Here is a 20,187-nt window from a genome sequence, read left to right as displayed (position 1 = left end):
CCCCACACACGCGGACGGGGCCGCCGGTCTCCCGGCGACCCCGTGGGTCGGGCGCGTCGCGTCCGCGCTCCTGGCCCGGTGCTCCGGGCGGGCCGACTACTCGTCGTCGGCGGTGGCGGCCCTGCGCTTGCGGGCGAAGTACAGGCCGGCGCCACCAGCGCCGATCGCGGCCACGGCGGCGGCCACCAGACCGCCCAGGGCGCCACCGGTCACCGCCAGCTCCTCACCGGCCTCCTGCGGGGGAGCGGGCTTCTCGTCGGTCTCCTCGTTCTTCTCCGGAACCTTGGGCTTCTCGGACTCCTCGGGGGTCTTCGGCTCCTCGGGCTTCTCGGACTCCTCCGGGGTCTTCGGCTCCTCGGGCTTCTCGGACTCCTCCGGGGTCTTCGGCTCCTCGGGCTTCTCCGAGATGGTCTCCACGCAGGAGGCCTCGGCGATGCCGAGCACGGACACCGCGTTGCCGCAGATGTCGACGGCCGCGTTGACCGGCACCGAGACCTGGTTGCCGCTGGCCACACCGCCGGCGCCGCTCGTGGCGGCGGAGGGAGCGCCCTCGTTGTCCGGGGAGGCGTGGATGATGTTGATGATCGTGGTGCACTGCGCGCTGGAGGCGCCCAGGACGGCGATGGAGTTGCCGCAGATCTCGATGGCGGTGTCCACCGGGACGGAGATCTGGTTGCCGCTGGCCACGCCACCCGAACCGTCGGTCGTCAGGGTGGAGGGAGCGTCCTCGGCCTCCTTCTCCAGGACCTCGACCACCTCCTTGCACTCGGCCTCGGAGATCCCGGCCACGGCCACGGAGTTGCCGCAGGCGTTCAGGGCGGCGTCCACCGGAACGACGAGCTGGTTTCCGCTGGCCACACCACCCGAACCGTCGGTGCTGGCGCCCTGCCCGCTGTTCTCGTAGAGGACCTCGGAGACCTTGGTGCACGTGGCCTTGGAGATACCGAGGACGGCCAGGGAGTTGCCGCACAGGTTGGCCTCGACGTCGACGGGGACGACGATCTGGTTTCCGCTGGCCACACCGCCGGAGCCGTCGGTCTGGACGTCGGCGAACGCGGCGCTGAAGGGCGCCAGGACCAGCCCCGCGGTCAGTGCGGTGGCGAAGGTGTAACGGAACGTGTTTCGCATGGTGCGGCTTGGACCCTTTCACGATGTGCTGCCAGGGGATGCGCCGAAAAGCGCGAGCCGTGAGCCCGAGCCCGGCGACCGTCGATGCGGTCGCCCCGGGTCACACGGCGAGCGGACCCGTCCACGAAGACGTCGGGACGGCGGGGTGGCCCACTTGCTGAAGACATGGGTGTCGGCCCGGTTCTCACAAAGTACTTTCCGACCGGAACTGCCAACGGACCGAAACGTTAGCAGCCAAGGAGTCCGCGCAGGCCCATTCCGGAAATGTTGCCGCGAATCATGAACACCCTACGCCCATGGGATATTACGTAGAGTCATTCTTCCTGTTCAGGTGGGTTCGTTTCAACTCGCTGGGCTCTGAATCCGCGACAACAATCGCCACTCGAAACCCAGAGACCCCATCGAACGCACCCAACAAAGAGGAACTAACCGACTTCGTAGATTCGTTTCGGGCGAGTCATTCAGCGCCTCATACCCTGCGCACACAATTATGTGGATCGCACTTTATGCCCGAATAGTCCCTCCTTTTCACGACCCTCCCCGGAGCCGCGAGCGCAACCACCACCGCCGAGTTCCACCAGCCACCCACGGCGACGCGCCACGAGCCACAAAAGACCCATAGGCGCTGGTCAGGGCGACTTAACCTGACCCGAAGCACCATCACCCCACTCGCACCAGCGGCACCACACACCCAAAGGACATCACCCTCAGAGATCAAGCCAAAGCAATACGTAGTCGATCGGCGCGGGGCCAGGGACCCGCCGCGCGCACCGCCCACACGGGACCAACCGGAGCCAGCCGGGTCGCGTCCTACCGGAAGGACATGCACTCTGCGCTCCCTCACTGGAGCACGCATGAACCCAGAACACCCGCGCCCACGAATCCGCAGGTCGATCGCGGTCGGGGCCGCGACGCTCGCCCTCCCCCTCGTCGCCTCCTGTTCCTCGGCGAGCGACCACGGCGAACTCGGCGCGGGGTCCCTCGCCCCCGGCACCGAGGGACCGGCGCACCCCCGGCCCTCCTCCGCCCCGGAGCCGGAGCCTGAGCCGGAGCCGGAGCCGGAACCCCTCACCGTCGCCTTCGGCGGTGACGTGATGTTCGAGGGACTGCTCCGCTCCCGCCTGGACGACCCGGCCTCCGCCCTGGATCCGATCTCCGCACACCTGTCCGCCGCCGACCTCGCCATGGTCAACCTGGAGACCGCCGTCACCGAGGGCGGCACACCCGTACCGGGCAAGGACTTCGTCTTCCGTGCGCCCGCCAGCTCGCTGGAGGCCCTGGACGCGGCCGGTGTCGACGTGGCCACCGTCGCCAACAACCACGGCATGGACTACGGGGAGCAGGGCCTGCTCGACACCCTCGACAACGGGGACGCCTCCCCCGTCGCCCTCGTGGGCGCGGGCCGGGACGCGGACGAGGCCTACACGCCGCACGTGGCCGAGGTCGACGGCCAGAGCATCGCCCTGTTCGGCGCGACCGACGTCATCGACGACCACCTCATCCCCGAGTGGACCGCGGGCGAGGGCAAACCCGGCCTGGCCTCCACCAAGGGCGAGATGCGCGCACGCATGGTCAGCGCGGTCTCCGAGGCCGCCGCCGAACACGACAACGTCGTGGTCTTCCTCCACTGGGGACTGGAGGGCGCGCACTGCCCGCTCCCGCACGCCCCGCAGCTGGCGGACGAGCTGTCCGAGGCGGGCGCCGCCGCCGTGGTCGGCGGCCACGCGCACGTGCTCTCCCCCGGCGGCTACCAGCGCGGCGCCTACGTCCACTACGGACTCAGCAACTTCGTGTTCTACAACTTCGGCGGCGCGACCGCCGAGACCGGAGTCCTCACCCTCACCTTCGACCAAGGCGACGTCACGGAGGCCGACTGGACCCCCGCCCGGATCCAGGGCGGCGTCCCGGTTCCCTACGAGGGCGAGAGCGCGGACCGGGCCCACCGGTCCTGGGTGGACATGCGCGCCCAGTGCGAACTCCCCCTGGCCGACTCCCCCGCCTGACCGGGCCCGCGGGCGCCTGACCGGGTCGCGGAGTCACGAGCCGGACCCTCCCGAGGGGCCGGGGACACCAGCCCCGCCCCCTTGGGTCAGCTCACGTGCACCACGGGCCGACGGTCGGCGTCCAGCTCGTTCTCCCGCAGGATCTCCCGGGTGAAACCGGCGGTGCCACCGGAACCCAACACCAGGAAGCGGAAGAAAGCCCGTACCGGAGAGACCTCGGACCAGGCGAAGTAGCAGTGCGGGATGCTCCCCGTGGCATCACGCACGCACAGCAGCACCGCCGCCAGCGCGTTGGGGACCGCGGGACTGCTCACCCGCAGCACCCGGTGACCGTGCACCCACGTCCCCCGCACGGTGAGGGTGCCCTCGAAGTCCGAGGGATGGTGGACGCGCACCTCCAGGAACAGCGGGGTGATCTTCAGCGACACCGGGTTGAGCCGGTGCTGCTCGGCCTCGGTCGCCGCGTACTCGTCCGCCTCCCCCGAGCGCGGCCGGTTCGCGAAGAGGAGGAGCTTGCCGTGCCGCGCCGCCTCCCGGACGAACCGCCGGGCGGTCGGGTCCAGGTCGACCGAGTGCGCACGCAGTTCGGTACTGCGCAGGGCCCGCGAGACCAGCGACACGACGATGATCGCCACCACGAACAACAGCGCGATGGCCAGGCCGTCCGGCCGGCTCACGATGTTGTCCACCAGCGCGAACCCGAACACGACGGTCAGCACCGAGAACCCGACCGTCGCCGCCAGCGCCCGCCTGCGGTGCACGATGATGGTCACCGCCACCGCCGATGTCACCAGCATCGCCAGGATGCCCGTGGCGTAGGCACCGGACTGCGCGTCCACGCTGGCCCCGAAGGCGATCGTGATCACCATCGTCACGGCCGTGTACACCAGCACCACGGGCCGGACGGCGGTCCCCCACGCCGGGGCCATCCCGAACCGGGGCAGGTAGCGCGGCACGATGTTGATCAGCCCGGCCATGGCCGAGGCCCCCGCGAACCAGAGGATAAGGATCGTCGAGACGTCGTAGACGGTGCCGAACCCCTGCCCCAGCAGGTCGTGCGCCAGGTAGGCCATGACCCGGTCGGCCGCCGGACCGCCGACCTCCACGTCCGACCGGGAGACCAGCACCCCGCTGACGAAGGTGGTCGCCAGCAGGTAGAAGCTCATGATGACCGCGGCGGTGGTGAGGAGCCTGCGGGTGGCCGCGATGCGGGCCCGCATCCGTTCCTCGTGGTCGGCGCCCTCCGAACTCACCAGCGGCATCATGCTCACACCGGTCTCGAACCCGGACAGCCCCAGGACCAGCAGCGGGAAGGCGAGCAGCACCACACCGGTGGTGGACCAGAGGCCGTCGCCGGTCAGGGACAGCTCCCACTGGGCCAGGGTCTGCGGGTGGGCGGCGATGTGCGCCAGGGCCGCCACCACGACCACCAGGTTCAACGCGAGGAACAGCACCACCAGGGGGATCGCCACCCGGACCGCTTCCTTGAACCCCGCGAGGAACACCGCACCCAGCAGGGCGAGGAGCACCAGGGTGACCAGGACCGGGTGGTCGGCCACCGCCTGCGGGGTGTACGGATTGGCCGCCAGGTGCGCGGTGGCGTCGGCGGTGGACAGGGTGATGGTGACGATCCACGAGGTCGCCACGAAGCCGATCAGGCACAGGACCAGGAACTTGCCCCGCCACTCCGGCAGCAGGTGCGCCAGCATCGCCACCGAACCCTGCCCGTGCGGGCTGCGCTCGGCCACGCGGCGGTAGATGGGCAGCATGCCGAACAGGGTCAGCAGCACGATCAGCAAGGTGGCGACCGGCGACAGGGCCCCGGCCGTGAGGATGGCGATACTGGGGAGGTAGCTCAGCGTGGAGAAGTAGTCCACGCCGGTCAGACACATGACCTTCCACCACGAGTGCTGGCGTTCGGCGCGCGGCCGCGACCCGGCACCGCCCACCTCGTCCACCTGGTGGGACGTCATCCACCGTCCCACGGCGGCCCGCCACCCCCCGCGCCGATTCCCCCGGCAGGGGGCCTCCCAGTGGTACCCGTTCCGCGTGGCGTCCTGCTCCAACACGCCTCCCCCGACCGACACGTACGCGCACAAGTCTGCGGGGGGAGGCGGTCCAAAGGGGGCAGGTCGCGGGCGTGTCGGTGCCTGCGCGGAGACGCCGGGCGGTTCAGGGGGCGCCGGTGCCCTCCATCCAGGGCGTGAGCCCGTCCAGGAGGCGCCGCATGCCGGACGCGAACATGCCGTCGACGTCGGGCGGGCCGGAGACGCTCAACATGGTGGGGAAGCTGCCCTCGGCGGCGAACCGCTGGAACAACGGGAATCGGGAGCGCCACCAGTGTTCGGCGTCCATGTCGTGTTCGTGCTCCTCCAACGCCACCCGCGTGGACTGGAGCGCCATACCGGAGGTGTAGGCGGACACGATGGTGAGGATCTCGAGGGCCTCGTCGGGGGTGCGGCCCCGGGCGACGATCACCCGCATCATCCACTCACCGTTCCTCAGGAGCGCCGGGGTGACGACCCCGCCCGCCATCACCGTCAGCCGGGCGGCCCAGGGGTGCCTGCGGTAAATCTCCCACTCACGCACCAGGGCGACCTCGAAGGCCTCCCGCCAATCGGAGGGCGGGGGCTCGGCCAGGGCGTGGACCGTGAAAAGGTGGTCGACGATCTCGGTGAGGAGTTCGCCCTTGCTCGCGACGTGCCGGTACAGGGCCATGGTGCTCACCCCGAGTTCGACCGAGACCCGGCGCATGGACAGGCCTTCAAGGCCCTCGGCGTCGGCGACGGCGATCGCGGCCTGGACGATGCCCTCGCGGGCCAGACCCGACTCGGGGTGGGGGCCGCGTTCCACTCTCGGGGTGGATCGCGGACGCTCCCGTGGTTCCCGCGTGCCACGCGCCTCCGCCACCCGGGGTCCGGCCGGGTGCTGGGGTTCGCGGTCGGACGGGTGTTGGGGTTCGCGATCGGGCGACGGATCGGTCGCCGGTCCGTTTTCCGTCCCGGGCGCGGCCTCTCCCAGAGCGGGGGCGCGACTGACGACGGTCCCGACGCCCCGCACCGCCTCCACCCGACCCTCCCGGCGCAGGACCGAGAGCGCCTTGGTGGCGGTGGCCATGGCCACGCCCCACCGCCGGGTGATCTCCCGGGTGGAGGGAACCCGGCCGCCGGGCGGCAGCTCCCCCGAGTCGATGTCGGCGCGGATGTCGGCGACGATCCGCTCGTAGGGCGAGAGCCCGTCCTCAGCATCCATGCTGTCCTCTTCCGGCCACGTCACCATGCCTCACAAGTGTACTAGTGCACTTTGCCCCTGGAACACCGCAGCGCACACGGCACCTTCGGCCGACACCCCCGAATCGACCCCCTAGTGCACTAGTGCATCCACTCATTTCGCCACCAAAAACTGGGTTTCCCCTGGGGAATTTTCGTGTTTATAGTGTACGCACAAGGTGCACTACCCGCCGGGTCACACACGTCGGGGCCGAGCGCGTACAGCGTTCACCACGTGCGCCGCATCCACCACGGCCCCCGGAGACCACCATGACCCAGACGCCCGTGTCCACACACGGTGTGCCGGACACCGCCAACCGTCCCCTCGCACCGGACCGCCGCTCACTCGCCCCCGACCTCGCACGCGGGATCATGCTCCTGGTCATCGCGCTCGCCCACACGCACCTGTTCACCGTGTTCATCGGCGGCACCGAGACCACCCCGAGCGTCCTGGACCGGATCGCCACCGCGGGCACGGTGATGTTCGTGGACCTGCGCGCCTACCCGATGTTCGCCGCGCTGTTCGGCTACGGTCTCGCGCAGATCCACCGCCGCCGCACCGAGCAGGGACGCGAGTGGCGCTGGACCCGGGCCCTCCTGCGCCGACGCGGCTTCTGGCTCGTCGTGCTCGGCCTCGCCCACGGCGTGCTGCTCTTCCCCGGAGACATCCTGGCCGTCTACGGCGCCGTGTCCCTGCTCCTGGTCGGTGTGCTGCGGTTCCGCGACCGCACTCTGGTGATCATGGCCCTGGCCTGGCTGCCCCTGGCCGCGACCGCCCACGCCCTGGTCGCCGCCGAGGGAGCCGTGTCCGGCCTGGGCTTCCCCCTGATGCCCGACGGCCTCGTGAACGAGTTCCTCTTCCGGGTGACCGTCTACCCGGTCCTCATCGTGATGATGTTCCTGAGCACCGTCGTGCCCTTCCTCATCGGCGTGCTCGCCGCCCGGCACCGTGTCCTGGAGAAGCCGCACGAGCACCTTCGCCTGCTGCGCACGACCGCGCTGGTCGGCGTCCCCGTCGCGGTGCTGGGCGCGATCCCCTTCGCCCTGACGAAGACGGGTGTGTGGACCGACCCCACGGCGCTGGACATGCTGCTCGTCGCACCCCTGCACCAGGTGACGGGGTACGTGGGAGGCATGGGTTACGCCGCGCTCATCGCCCTGGTGGCCGTCCGCACGAACCACTCCCGGGGTCGGGTGACCGTCGCACTGTCCGCCCTGGGCCAGCGCTCCATGACCTTCTACCTGGCACAGTCCGTGGTGTGGGCGGTGCTGTTCTCCTCCTACACGCTCCACGTGCAGCTCACGTCCCCGGCCGTCGGCGTCGGTGTGGCCGTGGCCGTGTGGGCGACCACCGTGGTCCTCGCCGACCTCATGCGCCGCCGTGGTCAGCGCGGTCCGGCCGAGACGGTGCTGCGCCGCCTCACCTACGGGCCCTCCAGCTGAACCCGGGGTCGGGGCCCGGGGTTCCCGGGGGCGCCGGGCTCCGGGCCCGGCGCCCCCGGGCCCGCTTCCGGGCCCTCAGGCCGCTCCGTGCCCTTCGGCGACGGCGTCGATCTCCGCCAGTAGCGCGTGCCTGCGGGCCGCGCCCAGGTAGGAGGCGTGGACGCCGTTGCGGGCCAGGCGAACCAGCCCCTGGGCGCCCACCAGGTCGTGCGCGATCCCGTACTCCCCGCTCAGGTCGCTGCCGAACAGGGTGGGGTCGTCACTGTTGAGGGTGACCAGCAGACCCGCGTCGAGCATGGCGGGCAGCGGGTGCTCCTCGATCCGCTCCACCACGCGCGTGCGGATGTTGGAGGTCGGGCTCACGTCCACCGGGATCTGCGCGTCCACCAGCCGCTCCACCAGCGCCTGGTCCTTCATCGAGTCGATGCCGTGCCCGATCCGCTCGGCGCCCAACAGGTCCAGGGCCTCCCGGACCCGCTCCGGCCCGGCCTGCTCACCGGCGTGCGGGAGGCTGGCCAGCCCGGCCGCGCGGGCCCGGGCGAACACCTCGGCGTACGGGGCGAGCGGGGACTCCACCCCGCCGACCCCGAACCCCACCACGCTGGACGGCCCCTCCCTGAGCACCGCGTCCAGAGTGCTCTCGGCCGCCTCCACCCCGAAGTCCGCCGGGAAGTCGGGGATCCACCGCAGCTGGATGCCGTGCTCGCGCTCGGCCCGCACACGCGCGTGCTCGATCCCGTCGAAGACCACCTTCGCCGGGACACCGCGCATGAGGTGGGCGTACAGGCTCACGTGCACCTCCGCGTAGCGCACGTTCTGCGCGGCCAGCCGCTCGGCGACCACCGACGCCAGCAGGGCGAAGTCGGCCTCGTCCAGCAGGGTGCGCACCGAGGCCAGGTAGACCTCGACGAAGTGCGGGAAGTCGGTGAAGACGTACCACTCCCGCAGCTCCTCCAGCGTGCCGGGGAGGTCCGCCACCCGGTGCCTGGTGGCCAGCTCGAAGAGGGTCTCGGCGGGCATCGAGCCCTCCAGGTGGACGTGCAGCTCGACCTTGGGCAGGTCACGGACGAGCGGACGAAGGTCTGACGTGGGGTTCTGGTCCATGGCGCCAACCTAGGAGCACGGCCCGCCCGGTCGCCACCGGGGACGGGCAACCTGACGAAAGTTGGGGAACTCCGCTCTCGAACGCTGACCAAAGAGCATGGTGGCACCCCCTGCTGCCCGCGTAGGTTCTGGAACCTCACCGCACAGTCCACAAGGAGCAGACGATGACCGCGCCCGACGCCGCACCGCCCCGACCCACCGGCGCCCAGGTCCTCGGCGCCCGTGTCCGCGTCCACGCCAGGAACCGTCCGGTCGGCTTCGCGCTCGGCGGCGGACTCGTCGCCGGGGCGATCGTCGCGCTCCTGGCCCTGGTCTCCGCCGCTCCGGGTCTGGCCGACCCGACCGGCGCACCGGGCTGGCTGCTGGCCGGGGTCACTGTCGCGATGTTCGTGGGCGCGCTGGTGGTCGCCGGGCTCCTCGCCCTCTACGCCCGGAGTCTTCCGAAGGTGGCCGAGACCGACCCGGTCCGCTACGCCACCGCCCGGCTCCAGGCGGAGACCGGCGAGCTCGGCCCGGACCGGGAGATCAACCGCCTGGCCCACCGGATGTCCACCCACACGGGGTACGGGAGCGACCCCCGTCACCACCTCGTCCCGCTGGTGGTGTTCCTGACCTTCGTGACGGTCCGGCCCCTCGCGGAGATCATCGGACCGGGCTTCGAGCCGCGGACGCTGGTCCAGCTCGCACCCGCCGTCGTGCTGGTGCTGCTGGTGGTCCCCGCCTACCGCCGCGCCATGGCGCGGTACGAACGGGTCGCGGCCTTCCGCCGCACGTACGAGGCGACCCACTCCTGAGCGCCGGGACGGCGCGGCGCCCGTGGGCCCCGGCCGCCCCGCCAACGGGATCCGCTCACTTCGACGGCAACCCGCCGTTCACCCTCCGCGGGACGGACAACGGGTTGCCGTCCCTCAGTTCCGGCGGCAGCAGCGGCTGCGGAACGGACTGGTAGGTGACCGGCCGCAGGAACCGGCGGATCGCGGTGCTGCCCACCGAGGTGTGCGCGGGCGCGGTCGTGGCCGGGTAGGGGCCGCCGTGGGTCATGGCGTGGGTGACCGCCACCCCGGTCGGCCAGCCGTTCCAGATCACCCGCCCCGCGACGGAGGCGCCCAGGGCCAGGAGCGCCGGGGCCACGGGGTCGTCCTCCTCCCCGTGGACGGTGACGGTGAGCTGCCCGTGCAGGGCCCCGCCCACCTCCAGGAGACGGCGTTCGTCGGGATAGGTGACCACGAGGGTGGCGGGCCCGAAGCACTCGGTCAGCAGGTCCTCGGTGTGCTCCAGCAGGGAGTCCAGCTCCGTGCGCAGCAGGGTGGGTGACCACCCCTCGGCGCCCTCACGTCCCCGGACCAGCACCTCTGTGGCCGGGTGCGCGGACAGGGCGTCCACACCCCGGGCGAAGCCCTCGGCCACCCGGTCGTTGAGCAGCGGCGCCGCGGCCCGGCCCTCGAAGTCGGCGACCAGCGCGTCCAGCTTGGCGCCCTCGGGGACGAACACCACCCCGGGCTTGGTGCAGAACTGGCCCGAGCCCATCGTGGCCGAACCCGCGTAGCCGTCCAGGATCTCCTCCCCACGGGCGGCCATCGCCGCGCGGGTCACGAAGACCGGGTTGACGCTGCCGAGCTCCCCGTAGAACGGGATGGGTTCCGGACGCGAGACGGCGAGGTCGTACAGGGCGCGCCCGCCGGGGATGGACCCGGTGAAGCCCACCGCCCGTGTGAGCGGGTGGGTGACCGCGCGCCTGCCCGCCTCGAAGCCGTTCACCAGGGCGAAGACCCCCTCCGGGACCCCGGCGTCGGCCAGGGCGGCCATGACCAGCTCGGTGGTGAGTCGGGCCAGCTCCGGGTGGCCGGGGTGGGCCTTGACCACCACCGGGCAGCCGGCGGCCAGAGCGGAGGCGGTGTCGCCCCCGGCAGTGGAGAAGGCGAACGGGAAGTTGCTGGCCCCGAAGACCACCACCGGGCCGAGCGGAACCAGCAGGCGCCGCACGTCCGGACGGGGCGTGCCCCAGTCCGGGTCCGCCGGGTCGAGCATCGCCTCCAGGTACTCGCCCTCCTCCAGGACGTCCGCGAACAGGCGGAGCTGGAAGGTGGTCCGGCCCAGCTCACCCCGGCAGCGCGCCTCGGGGTAGTGGGCCTCGGCCATCGCGACGGGGACCAGGGCGTCGGCCGCGGCGTCCAGAGCGTCGGCCACCCCCCGCAGCGCGCGGGCGCGTTCGGTGGCGGGCAGGGCGGCGTAGAGCGGTGCGGCGGCGGCCGCGCGCTCCAGTACGGAGTCGAGTTCCTCGGGGGTGGTGTCGGGGGCTGCGGTGGTCATGGCCAGAACCTCCTGGAGGGATGCGTGCGCGGCGTCGGGCACGGGCCCCACGATGCCATGACCGCCCGCACAGGGCACGGTCCTGCCATTCACGACGCGACATCGCGACTACCCAAAGCGACATGGGGCGACACAACAGACCAATGGGACAACTTCGATTCCACCCCCTGACACCCACTCCCACCTGGAAGAACGCCGACCACACGGCCGCTGGCCGCCCCCGGACGAGGTTCCTCCGCACGAAACTGGAATTTCCCCGGAACCAGGTGATTCCGGAAAGGCATCATAGGTTTCGTGACGACTAATTCCCGAAGCTCAACGCCCCCGCGCGCACGACGGGCTCCCGGTGCGAACAACGGGGCCGCGACGCGTGAGGGCCGTGGGCCCGCCAGCGTCGCCAACGACGAACTCGCCTTCGCGCAGGCGCCCCTGCGCAGGCTCCCGGCCCAACAGCGCAGCATGGTTCGGGTCCAGCGCATGCTCGACTGCTGCGCCGACCTCCTCGACGAGGTCGGCTACGACAACCTCTCCACCACCCGGATCGCCGAACGCGCCGGGGTGGCCATCGGCTCCGTCTACCAGTTCTTCCCGGACAAGAAGGCCATCACCCAGGCCCTCGGACTCCGCTTCCTCGACCAGTTCAGCGCCCGGGTCACCGAGCGGCTGGCCGACGCCTCGTTCACCCACTGGACCATCGCCGTCGACGCCATCGTCGACGAGTACATCGACATGCACCGCAACGTGCCGGGTTTTCGCAGCCTGCACTTCGGCGACATCGTCGACCCGCGTCTGCTCAACGGCGGCAGCGACAACAACCGTGTGATCTCCGTGCGACTGCGCAGGATCATCGTCTCCGTCACCGGCATCCCCGACGACGCCGCCCTCGACCGCGCCATCCACGTGGCGGTCGAGGCCGCCGACGCCGTCCTCAAGCTCGCCTTCCGCGACAACCCCGAAGGCGACCCCGCCCTGGTCCACGAGGCCAAGCGACTCGTCAGCAGCTACCTGTCCCACTTCTCCGAACCCGACGGGGGCGACCGTTCTTGGTAGTCGACTCGACAGCTCACACCGCGACCGCACCCGTCACCGGCACCGTCGCGGGTGTCCCCTTCCTCGCGCTGCCCCCAGCCAGCGCCACCGACACCCCGGCACCGCTCGTCATCGGCCTCCACGCCTTCGAACCGCCGCGCAGCCAGGCCGCCCTGGCCGGGGCCGTCCCCATGGCGTCCCTCCCGGCCTGGCGGGTCCACCTCGGCCTCCCCCAGTTCGGTGCCCGCCTGCCCGAGGGCGGTGTCGCCGAGATCAACCGGCGCGGCGAGCACGACTACCTCCTCGAACTCTTCGGTCCCGTGGTCGAGGAGGCCGCCGCCGAACTGCCCCGCGTCGCCGACGAACTGAGAGCGGTCTTCCCCGTCGCGGACACCCCCGTGGGCCTGGTCGGAGTGGGCGCCGGCGCCACAGCCGCCGTCCTGGCCCTGGCCGGGAACCGGCTCCCGGTGGGCGCGGCCGCGATCATCAACCCCGTCGTGGACCCCGCGCAACCGGTGCACGCCCGCGAACTCCGCACGGGCGTCCCCTACCAGTGGAGCGCCCAGGCCCAGCGGGCCCGCGACTGGCTGGACCTGACCGCCCGCGCCGAGGCCCTCTCCCGCACCGGTGTCCCCATCCTCATCGTCAACGGGGGCCTGGACGAGGTCTGCCCTCCCGAGCACGGCCGAGCCCTCCACGACGCGCTCGCCCGGCCGGGCACGGCCCACGCCTCCGAACATGCGCTCCGTCACATCGTGGTCCCCGACCTCGCCCACGCGATCGGTCCGGAGCCCGGCCTCGAACCGGGCCCGCTCACCCCCGCCGGAGTCCTCACCGACCGCGCCCTCACCGAGTGGTTCCACCTGCACCTGACCGCTTCCAGGCAGGTCCAGGCACCCACGCGCCCCTGAACGCCGGCGGTCCGGGCCACCGCCGCGCCCGTGCGGCCGCGCGGACGGACGACGTTCACCCACACCACCCCGCGGCCTTCCTCCGCGGCCGCCTCCCGGACGCCACCGCGACAGTCAGCACACGTTCCATGGGATCATCCAGTGGCGACCGCGTCCGCGGTCCCACCTGATCCGTTTCGACTCATCCATCAGGAGGGCGAACCACGTGACGGAACCGGCACCGGTCATTGCCAGCGGGGTCGACAACGAGCGGTTGAACGCGCAACTGCGCTTCATCCTCGAAGTGGACAAACTCAAGCGCGTCCTGCGGCAGAACCTGCTGGTGGACGGCTCCCGGCGGGAGAACTCCGCGGAGCACTCCTGGCATCTGGCCCTGTCCGCCCGAACCTTCGCCGAGTACGCTCCCGAGGGCACCGACATCGACCGCGCCGCCGAGATGCTCCTCATCCACGACATCGTGGAGATCGACGCGGGCGACACCTTCCTCTTCGACCAGGTCAACACCGAGACGCAGGACGAGCGCGAACGCGCCGCCGCCGACCGCCTCTTCCCCCTGCTCCCCGAGGACCAGGCCACCCGCGCCCGCGAACTGTGGGACGAGTTCGAGGCCCGTGTCACCCCGGAGGCGCGGTTCGCCCGCGCCGTGGACCGGCTGGCTCCCATGCTCGCCAACTGGCACAACGAGGGCGGGGCGTGGGTGCGCTTCGGCGTCACCAAGGCCCAGGTCCTGGAGAAGGTGAAGCTGGTCTCCGAGGGCTCCGAGGCCCTGGGCGCCTACGCGACCGCGCTGATCGACGACGCCGACCGGCGCGGCTACTTCCGGGGCTGACCGAACCCTCCCAGGCCGACCGCCCAGCTCCGGCACCGAGGGGTCAGACCCGGCCCAGGATCAGCTGGAGCGCGGCGGTCAGGCCGACGACCACCAGGACCATCCTCAGCGCGGTCGGGCTGAGCCTTCGGCCGTAGTTGGCCCCGAAGTAGCCGCCGATGATCGTCCCGGCCGCGATGAGGCCCACCACGGGCCAGGCGGGCGACGCGAGCACGATGTAGAAGACCGCCGCCGTGCTGTTGGCGATGGTGGCGAGCGCGTTCTTCAGGGCGTTGAGCCGCTGGAGGTCGTCGTCCAGGGTCGCGCCGAGCAGGCTGACCAGGATGATCCCCTGCGCCGCCGCGAAGTATCCGCCGTAGGTACCGGCTCCGTAGGCGCCCAGCGGCATGAGGACGCCGCCGTTCTTGGAGGCGGGCCTGCGGGCCCGGACCCACTTGGTGATACGCGGCTGGAGGATGATCAGCACGCACGCGCCGCCGATCATGAACGGCACCACGGACTCGAACACGCCCGAGGGCAGGTAGATGAGCAGCAGCGCGCCGGTGATCGCCCCGAAGAAGGACATGGTGCCGAACCGGATCAGCCGGGACTTCTGTCCGGCCAGTTCACGCCGGTAGGCGATGGTGCCGCTGAGCGTTCCGGGGGCCAGGCCGATGCTGTTGGACACGGTCGCGGTGATCGGCGGGTAGCCGAGCGCGAGCAGCACCGGGAAGGTGAACAGCGTGCCCGAACCGGCGACGGCGTTGATGCCGCCGGCGGCGACACCGGCGAGCAGGATGGCCAGTGCCTCCCAGAGTTCCATCGCGGCGTCCCCCGATCCGTCGCTCCCCGTCCGTCGAGGGCCAGAACAGACTACGAGACCGGGTCGCAAGCCCCTCGGACCGGGGCCTGACCAGCGGGGTGACCGGAAACACACGAGGGCCCCGCCGTTCGATCACCGGCGGGGCCCCTCGTGTCCGGACGCGTCCGGGTCGGCTCCAGTCAGTTCGGGAGCTTCACGACCTCGTTCTGGATGCGGTCGAAGGCGGTGCTGACGCCCTGGAGCGCCTTGCCCATCTCCGCCGGGACCACCCACACCTTGTTGGCGTCGCCCTTGGCGATCTCCGGGAGCTTCTGGAGGTACTGGTAGGCGAGCACGTCCGGGTCGACCCGGCTCGTGTGCAGCGCCTTGAACACCATGTGGATGGCGTCGGCCTCACCCCGGGCCCGCAGGGTCTGCGCGTCCGCGTCGGCCTTGGCCGTGAGCATCTGCGCCTCCGCGCTACCCTGCGCCCGCAGCACGGACGAGGAGCGCTCACCCTCGGCCCGCAGGACGGCGGCCTGCTTCTCACCCTCGGCGCTGAGCAGCTGGGCGCGCTTCTCGCGGTCCGCGCGCATCTGCATCTCCATCGCCTCCTGCACGGAGGACGGCGGCTCGATGCCCTTCAGCTCGATACGGCTGATCTCGATGCCCCAGTCGCGCGTGGCCTCGTCCAGGACGGACTTCAGCTCGCGGTTGATCTGGTCCCGGGAGGTGAGCGTGCCCTCCAGGTTCATGCCACCGATGACGTTGCGCAGGGTCGCGAGCGTGAGCTGTTCGACGGCCTGGATGAAGTTGGCGACCTCGTAGGTGGCGCGGTAGGCGTCGACGACCCGGATGTAGACCGCCGAGTCGACCTCGACCGCCAGGTTGTCCTCGGTGATGGCCGACTGCGGCGGGAAACTGACCACCTGGACACGGCGGTCGATCCGTTCACGGACCTGGTCCACACCGGGAATCACGATGTTGAAGCCGGAACTGAGCGTTCGGTGGAACTTACCGAAGCGCTCGACGACATCCTCCATCGAGTGCGGCACGATACGCACACTTCGCCAGAAGATGATCAGAAGTACGGCGACGAAGAGTACGACGATGATGATCGGGGCCATGGGCTAACCCACCCTCCCGACGTCGAACCGGGTAACGGTGTTCAACAGCGGCATCTGCGGCAGCTCCGGATCTCCTGACGGGGGTGACAGGCAGCGTGCGAGCGGACCGCACCCTCGCGGCTCGCCCCGGGGGATGTTCAAAGCGCGCCGAAATAGAGCGATCCGCTCACTGAACGTTGACGCTACCCCATACCCCTCCGGGCCGACCACATCCGGACGGAAATAGGATTTACGGACAATACATTCCGCGCATATAAACGCCCCCTATTTGCTAGACGGCCTTCGCCGTCCAACGGTCTCCGTCACGCTCCACCTTCAACGGGAGACCGAACGTCTCACCCAGGTTCTCCGCGTTCATGACCTCGTCCAACGGACCGGCCTGCACGACCCGTCCATCTCGGACCAGCAGTCCGTGCGTGAAGCTCGGTGGGATCTCCTCCACGTGGTGGGAGACCACCACCAGCGCGGGCGCCATCTCGTTGGCCGCCAGCTTGCTCAGCCGACGCACCAGGTCCTCACGGCCCCCCAGGTCCAGACCGGCCGCGGGCTCGTCCAGGAGCAGCAGCTCCGGGTCGGACATCAGCGCACGGGCGATCAGCACCCGCTTGCGCTCGCCCTCGGACAGCGTGTGGAACACCCGGTCCGCGAGGTCGGCCACGCCCCAGTGGCCCAGCAGAGCACGCGCCCGCCCGTAGTCGGGCGTCCCGTACTCCTCACGGAACCGCCCCAGGTAGCCGTAGGCGGCGCTGACCACCAGATCCAGGACCGGGGTCCCCGGCTCGATCCGGCCGGACACGGACGCGCCCGCGTAACCGATCAGCGGCCGCAGCTCGAACACGTCCACCGCACCGAGCCGCTCCCCCAGGATCTCCACCCCGCCCTCAGTGGGGTGCAGCTGGCTGGCGGCCACGTTCAAGAGCGTGGTCTTGCCCGCCCCGTTCGGGCCGAGCACCACCCAGCGCTCACCCTCCAGCACCGACCAGTCGACGCCGTCGAGAAGCCTCTCGCCACCCCGTCGTACCGTGACCCCGCTCAGGCCCAGAACACGCCCGTCCATCATCCTCCTATCGTCACGTCCCACGCCGGTGCACGGGCCGCCCTACCCTGAAGTAATGCATCTGACGTCCGCACCGCTCGTCGCCTGGGGCAACGCCTGGCTGTCCGGACACGTCGGCCTGGACGACGCCGTCGACGCCGTCGAGCGCCGGAGCGGCCCCAACCTGATCGGGACAGTACCCCCAGGCGACCTGCCGTTCGACAGCGGCGTACCGCTGCGGACCGCACTGGTACGCCTGCGAGGACTGGGCCTTTCCGGGTTCCGGTTGGCGCTGCCCACCTGGGGTGACCCGTTCGGGCTGGTGGGCCCGGCCGAACTCAACCAGGCCGCCATCGAGGCACAGGAGGGGGTGCTGGTGCGGCTCGCCGAACGGCAGGTGGGGCTGGTGCCCTCCGCCGACCGGCGTGGTTCATCCTACGTGGGCGTCTCGTGGGCCCCGTATCCGGCGAACGCCACCGTTCCCCAGGTACCGGACCTGCCCGACGCCGAGCGGCAGCTGAAACTCACCCTGCTCCGCGTGGTCCAACAGATGGAGTCCGTGGACGACGTCGCTGGCTTCTCGCCCACCGTGCAAGGGGCCCTGGGCGACTCGGGTCCCCCGCTGCTCGCCCACGGCTACCCCGCGCGGGCGCACCGGGTCGCGGCGCAGGCAGTGCGGCTCTCGAAGATCGTGGAACTGGCCGAACCCGGGTCCGGCCGCGGCCTCAACGCCCACCAGGCCGACACACGAGCGCAGGCGCTGCGCGAGCTGGACGCCGCGGTCCGCCGCGCCCTGGTGGCCGCCCACGCGGCCCTCGACCACGGGTATGGCTCGTCCCCGTCGTAGATGGGACCCTGGGAGGAGTGTCGGGATTTCTCGGGGTGAAGCCAGGGGATTCACCTGATCCACGGCGGGACCGACCAGCCGGATACTGAAGGGGAGAGGCCGTTCGTGGCCGACCCACTGAGGAGGAGAGCCGTCATCATGCAACCCGAGCACATCCGAGCCTCGGACGCGGACCGGGACCAGGTTGCCGAACGGCTCCGTGAAGCCCTCGCCGAGGGACGACTCAGCCCGGTCGAGCACGAGGAGCGGCTGGACACCCTGTACAGGGCCAAGACCATCGGGGAGCTGTCCCCGATCATCTCCGACCTGCCCGGCCCCGGAGGGATCTCCCACCCCGGCTTCACCTCCCTGGACCGCAGCGACCCCGACAGCGGTATGGAGATCCTCGGCAGCGAGGCCCGTGACCTGGCCGGACAGAGCAAGGGCTCGGAGAACCTGGTGGCGGTCTTCGGCGGCTGCGAGCGCCGGGGACGGTGGCTGGTGGAGCCCCGCACCAACGTGTCGGTGCTGTGCGGCGGGGTGGAACTGGACCTTCGCGAGGCGGTGCTGAGCCAGCACGAGGTCACCATCCAGATCGCCGTCATCATGGGCGGGGTGGACATCACGGTGCCCCACGGAGTCCGGGTGATCAACAACACGTCGGCGATTCTGGGCGGCACCGACCTCCACGGAACGGACCAGGTCACGGACCCGAACGCGCCGGTCGTGCGTCTGACCGGGACGTGCATGCTGGGCGGGGTGGACGTGAAGGCCAAGAAGGTCAAGAAGAAGCGCAAGGGTCGCCGCGAGAAGTAGGCGCCAAGGTGTCCACATAGTGAACTAGCTGCGAAAACCCCAGACCCTGCCCGTCACTTCCGCCCCACGGCCGAGTACCGTGGGTGGTGCCATGAGTGATGAATCCACGTTGTTGGTCACGATGACAGGGCGCGATCGCCCTGGCATCAGCGCACGCCTTCTGAGCACCCTCTCCGTCTTTCCCGTCACCATCGTCGACCTCGAGCAGGTCGTCCTGGGCGGCCGACTGGTCCTGGGCTCGGTTCTCGAGGTCGACGAACGGGTCGCCCCCGGGGTCAGCGGACAGCGGGTCTTCGAGGAGATCCGCTCCGCCCTGGACAAGACCGCGATCGACCTCGACATGGAGGTCGAGTACGGCGGTGGGAACGGCCGCGTGAACGAGTTCGCCTCGGAGCGGCTCCACGTCACCGTCCTCGCCGCACCCCTGCGACCCGGAGCCCTGGGCGCGATCACCTCGTGCGTGGCCCGGTCCGGCGCCAACATCGACCGGATCGAGCGGCTCTCCGGCTACCCGGTGACCTCCGTGGAGATGGAGATCTCCGGAGGCGACCCGGACCAGCTCCGAGCGGAGCTGGCGATGGAGTCCGCCACCCAGGGTGTGGACGTCGCCGTGCAGTCCAGCGGGCTGCACCGCCGCGGCAAGCACCTCATCGTCATGGACGTCGACTCGACCCTGATCCAGGGCGAGGTCATCGAACTCCTCGCGGCCCACGCCGGCTGTGAGGAGGAGGTGGCCCGGGTGACGGAGGAGGCCATGCGCGGGGAGCTGGACTTCGAGGAGTCGCTCCGTCGGCGTGTGTCCCTCCTGAAGGGCCTGGACGCCTCCGCGATCGACCGGGTCCGGGACGAGATCCAGCTGACCCCGGGCGCCCGCACCTTGGTCCGCACCCTGAAGCGGCTGGGCTACGAGTGCGGCATCGTGAGCGGTGGCTTCACCCAGATCACCGACGTCCTGGTGGAGCGGCTCGGCCTGGACTACTCGGCCGCGAACACACTGGAGATCGTCGACGGCGAGCTCACCGGTGAGCTGCTCGGCCCCATCATCGACCGCAAGGGCAAGGCGACCACGCTGCAACGCTTCGCCGAGGAGGCCGGGGTCCCGCTTGAGCAGACCGTGGCCGTGGGCGACGGCGCCAACGACCTGGACATGCTCCAGACCGCGGGCCTGGGCGTGGCCTTCAACGCCAAGCCGGTGGTCCGCCAGCAGGCGGACACGTCGGTGAACGTCCCCTACTTGGACACGATCGCGTTCATCCTGGGCATCACCCGCGAGGAGATCGAGGCCGCCGACCTCCACGGCTGAACAGGGAGCGTCAACGCTCACGGACCCCCGGTGGCCTTCGGCCCCGGGGGTTCTCTCACGACCTCCACCCCAGGAGATCCCTCATAACCCCAACCCACACCCGAAAACCACGACCCCCAAAACCACAATTCACAAACGCACAAACAACCCCAACAAAAAAGGAGAGGAAGAACCCGTCCCAAAGGACAAGCCCTTCCCCTCCCTACCAAGAAAAACCGTGGCAGCGACCTACTCTCCCACCCCACAACAGGGCAGTACCATCAGCGCAAGGA

Annotated in this window: 17 protein-coding genes; 9 read left to right on the top strand and 8 right to left on the bottom strand. The window is 70.6% G+C overall.

All coding sequences use genetic code 11. The features are described 5' to 3' along the window. Nucleotides 1-96: 96 nt before the first annotated feature. A complete protein-coding gene (locus tag BDW27_RS25410; RefSeq protein WP_110052136.1) occupies nucleotides 97-1,128 on the bottom strand; it encodes a chaplin in 1,032 nt (343 codons plus the stop codon). Between the two features lie 854 nt (nucleotides 1,129-1,982). On the opposite strand from BDW27_RS25410, the gene BDW27_RS25405 reads away from it, so the two are divergent. Beyond that, nucleotides 1,983-3,131 (top strand): CapA family protein, encoded by a 1,149-nt coding sequence (locus BDW27_RS25405; RefSeq protein ID WP_110052135.1) that lies wholly within the window; start codon nucleotides 1,983-1,985, stop codon nucleotides 3,129-3,131. Nucleotides 3,132-3,217: 86 nt separating this feature from the next. Here BDW27_RS25405 and BDW27_RS25400 read toward each other — a convergent pair whose 3' ends face one another. Together BDW27_RS25400 and BDW27_RS25395 are read right to left on the bottom strand one after the other, a co-directional pair. After that, entirely contained in the window at nucleotides 3,218-5,104 is a 1,887-nt protein-coding gene (locus BDW27_RS25400) for an amino acid transporter (protein ID WP_233515928.1), read from the bottom strand. 199 nt (nucleotides 5,105-5,303) lie between these two features. After that, the gene (locus BDW27_RS25395; RefSeq protein WP_110052131.1) at nucleotides 5,304-6,383 is read right to left on the bottom strand and encodes a GntR family transcriptional regulator; all 1,080 of its coding nucleotides are present in this window, start codon (nucleotides 6,381-6,383) and stop codon (nucleotides 5,304-5,306) included. Between the two features lie 287 nt (nucleotides 6,384-6,670). Here BDW27_RS25395 and BDW27_RS25390 point away from each other — a divergent pair, with 287 nt between their 5' ends. Further along, the gene (locus BDW27_RS25390; protein ID WP_110052130.1) at nucleotides 6,671-7,843 is read left to right on the top strand and encodes a DUF418 domain-containing protein; all 1,173 of its coding nucleotides are present in this window, start codon (nucleotides 6,671-6,673) and stop codon (nucleotides 7,841-7,843) included. Between the two features lie 75 nt (nucleotides 7,844-7,918). On the opposite strand, the gene add is transcribed toward BDW27_RS25390, so the two are convergent. After that, nucleotides 7,919-8,947, bottom strand: a complete 1,029-nt coding sequence (gene add, locus BDW27_RS25385) for an adenosine deaminase (RefSeq protein WP_110052128.1) — start codon at nucleotides 8,945-8,947, stop codon at nucleotides 7,919-7,921. Nucleotides 8,948-9,111: 164 nt separating this feature from the next. Here add and BDW27_RS25380 point away from each other — a divergent pair, with 164 nt between their 5' ends. Continuing rightward, complete coding sequence (locus BDW27_RS25380) at nucleotides 9,112-9,741, top strand: hypothetical protein (RefSeq protein ID WP_110052126.1); 630 nt, start codon at nucleotides 9,112-9,114, stop codon at nucleotides 9,739-9,741. A gap of 55 nt (nucleotides 9,742-9,796) precedes the next feature. Here the strand turns inward: BDW27_RS25380 and BDW27_RS25375 are convergent, their stop codons facing one another. Continuing rightward, nucleotides 9,797-11,257, bottom strand: coding sequence for an aldehyde dehydrogenase (NADP(+)) (locus tag BDW27_RS25375; RefSeq protein WP_110052124.1), 1,461 nt, complete (start codon nucleotides 11,255-11,257; stop codon nucleotides 9,797-9,799). A gap of 459 nt (nucleotides 11,258-11,716) precedes the next feature. Between BDW27_RS25375 and BDW27_RS25370 the strand changes: the two genes are divergently transcribed. The 3 genes from BDW27_RS25370 (at nucleotide 11,717) to BDW27_RS25360 (ending at nucleotide 14,026) form a co-directional block, all read left to right on the top strand. Further along, nucleotides 11,717-12,307, top strand: coding sequence for a TetR/AcrR family transcriptional regulator (locus BDW27_RS25370; protein ID WP_026129456.1), 591 nt, complete (start codon nucleotides 11,717-11,719; stop codon nucleotides 12,305-12,307). Beyond that, the gene (locus tag BDW27_RS25365) at nucleotides 12,301-13,197 is read left to right on the top strand and encodes a S9 family peptidase (protein WP_110052123.1); all 897 of its coding nucleotides are present in this window, start codon (nucleotides 12,301-12,303) and stop codon (nucleotides 13,195-13,197) included. Before BDW27_RS25370 ends, BDW27_RS25365 begins: the two co-directional genes overlap by 7 nt. Before the next feature lie 205 nt (nucleotides 13,198-13,402). Beyond that, nucleotides 13,403-14,026: an HD family hydrolase gene (locus BDW27_RS25360; protein WP_017545650.1), complete on the top strand. Its 624-nt coding sequence runs from the start codon at nucleotides 13,403-13,405 to the stop codon at nucleotides 14,024-14,026. 43 nt (nucleotides 14,027-14,069) lie between these two features. On the opposite strand, the gene BDW27_RS25355 is transcribed toward BDW27_RS25360, so the two are convergent. From BDW27_RS25355 to BDW27_RS25345, 3 genes are all read right to left on the bottom strand, one after another. Further along, nucleotides 14,070-14,828 (bottom strand): sulfite exporter TauE/SafE family protein, encoded by a 759-nt coding sequence (locus tag BDW27_RS25355; protein ID WP_110052121.1) that lies wholly within the window; start codon nucleotides 14,826-14,828, stop codon nucleotides 14,070-14,072. Between the two features lie 179 nt (nucleotides 14,829-15,007). Next, entirely contained in the window at nucleotides 15,008-15,934 is a 927-nt protein-coding gene (locus BDW27_RS25350) for an SPFH domain-containing protein (protein ID WP_017545652.1), read from the bottom strand. 271 nt (nucleotides 15,935-16,205) lie between these two features. After that, nucleotides 16,206-16,991, bottom strand: coding sequence for an ABC transporter ATP-binding protein (locus BDW27_RS25345; RefSeq protein ID WP_110052119.1), 786 nt, complete (start codon nucleotides 16,989-16,991; stop codon nucleotides 16,206-16,208). A 55-nt stretch (nucleotides 16,992-17,046) separates the two neighbouring features. On the opposite strand from BDW27_RS25345, the gene BDW27_RS25340 reads away from it, so the two are divergent. The 3 genes from BDW27_RS25340 (at nucleotide 17,047) to serB (ending at nucleotide 19,915) form a co-directional block, all read left to right on the top strand. Beyond that, nucleotides 17,047-17,817 (top strand): hypothetical protein, encoded by a 771-nt coding sequence (locus tag BDW27_RS25340; RefSeq protein WP_017545654.1) that lies wholly within the window; start codon nucleotides 17,047-17,049, stop codon nucleotides 17,815-17,817. 138 nt (nucleotides 17,818-17,955) lie between these two features. Beyond that, nucleotides 17,956-18,612 carry a DUF1707 domain-containing protein gene (locus tag BDW27_RS25335; RefSeq protein ID WP_017545655.1) on the top strand — a complete coding sequence of 219 codons (657 nt, stop codon included), beginning with the start codon at nucleotides 17,956-17,958 and terminating at the stop codon, nucleotides 18,610-18,612. 91 nt (nucleotides 18,613-18,703) lie between these two features. Further along, nucleotides 18,704-19,915 carry a phosphoserine phosphatase SerB gene (serB, locus tag BDW27_RS25330; RefSeq protein ID WP_026129457.1) on the top strand — a complete coding sequence of 404 codons (1,212 nt, stop codon included), beginning with the start codon at nucleotides 18,704-18,706 and terminating at the stop codon, nucleotides 19,913-19,915. Nucleotides 19,916-20,187 lie beyond the last annotated feature (272 nt).

This window comes from Nocardiopsis sp. L17-MgMaSL7 (assembly GCF_003182025.1).
Classification (GTDB): domain Bacteria; phylum Actinomycetota; class Actinomycetes; order Streptosporangiales; family Streptosporangiaceae; genus Nocardiopsis; species Nocardiopsis prasina.
This window is presented reverse-complemented; position numbering and strand designations above follow the sequence as displayed.

Excerpts from the sequence above, each read along its gene's own strand:
- BDW27_RS25410 (WP_110052136.1), bottom strand. The coding sequence starts at position 1,128 with ATGCGAAACACGTTCCGTTACACCTTCGCCACCGCACTGACCGCGGGG.
- BDW27_RS25405 (WP_110052135.1), top strand. The coding sequence starts at position 1,983 with ATGAACCCAGAACACCCGCGCCCACGAATCCGCAGGTCGATCGCGGTC.
- BDW27_RS25400 (WP_233515928.1), bottom strand. The coding sequence starts at position 5,104 with ATGACGTCCCACCAGGTGGACGAGGTGGGCGGTGCCGGGTCGCGGCCG.
- BDW27_RS25395 (WP_110052131.1), bottom strand. The coding sequence starts at position 6,383 with ATGGATGCTGAGGACGGGCTCTCGCCCTACGAGCGGATCGTCGCCGAC.
- BDW27_RS25390 (WP_110052130.1), top strand. The coding sequence starts at position 6,671 with ATGACCCAGACGCCCGTGTCCACACACGGTGTGCCGGACACCGCCAAC.
- add (WP_110052128.1), bottom strand. The coding sequence starts at position 8,947 with ATGGACCAGAACCCCACGTCAGACCTTCGTCCGCTCGTCCGTGACCTG.
- BDW27_RS25380 (WP_110052126.1), top strand. The coding sequence starts at position 9,112 with ATGACCGCGCCCGACGCCGCACCGCCCCGACCCACCGGCGCCCAGGTC.
- BDW27_RS25375 (WP_110052124.1), bottom strand. The coding sequence starts at position 11,257 with ATGACCACCGCAGCCCCCGACACCACCCCCGAGGAACTCGACTCCGTA.
- BDW27_RS25370 (WP_026129456.1), top strand. The coding sequence starts at position 11,717 with ATGGTTCGGGTCCAGCGCATGCTCGACTGCTGCGCCGACCTCCTCGAC.
- BDW27_RS25355 (WP_110052121.1), bottom strand. The coding sequence starts at position 14,828 with ATGGAACTCTGGGAGGCACTGGCCATCCTGCTCGCCGGTGTCGCCGCC.
- BDW27_RS25350 (WP_017545652.1), bottom strand. The coding sequence starts at position 15,934 with ATGGCCCCGATCATCATCGTCGTACTCTTCGTCGCCGTACTTCTGATC.
- BDW27_RS25345 (WP_110052119.1), bottom strand. The coding sequence starts at position 16,991 with ATGGACGGGCGTGTTCTGGGCCTGAGCGGGGTCACGGTACGACGGGGT.
- BDW27_RS25340 (WP_017545654.1), top strand. The coding sequence starts at position 17,047 with ATGCATCTGACGTCCGCACCGCTCGTCGCCTGGGGCAACGCCTGGCTG.
- BDW27_RS25335 (WP_017545655.1), top strand. The coding sequence starts at position 17,956 with ATGCAACCCGAGCACATCCGAGCCTCGGACGCGGACCGGGACCAGGTT.
- serB (WP_026129457.1), top strand. The coding sequence starts at position 18,704 with ATGAGTGATGAATCCACGTTGTTGGTCACGATGACAGGGCGCGATCGC.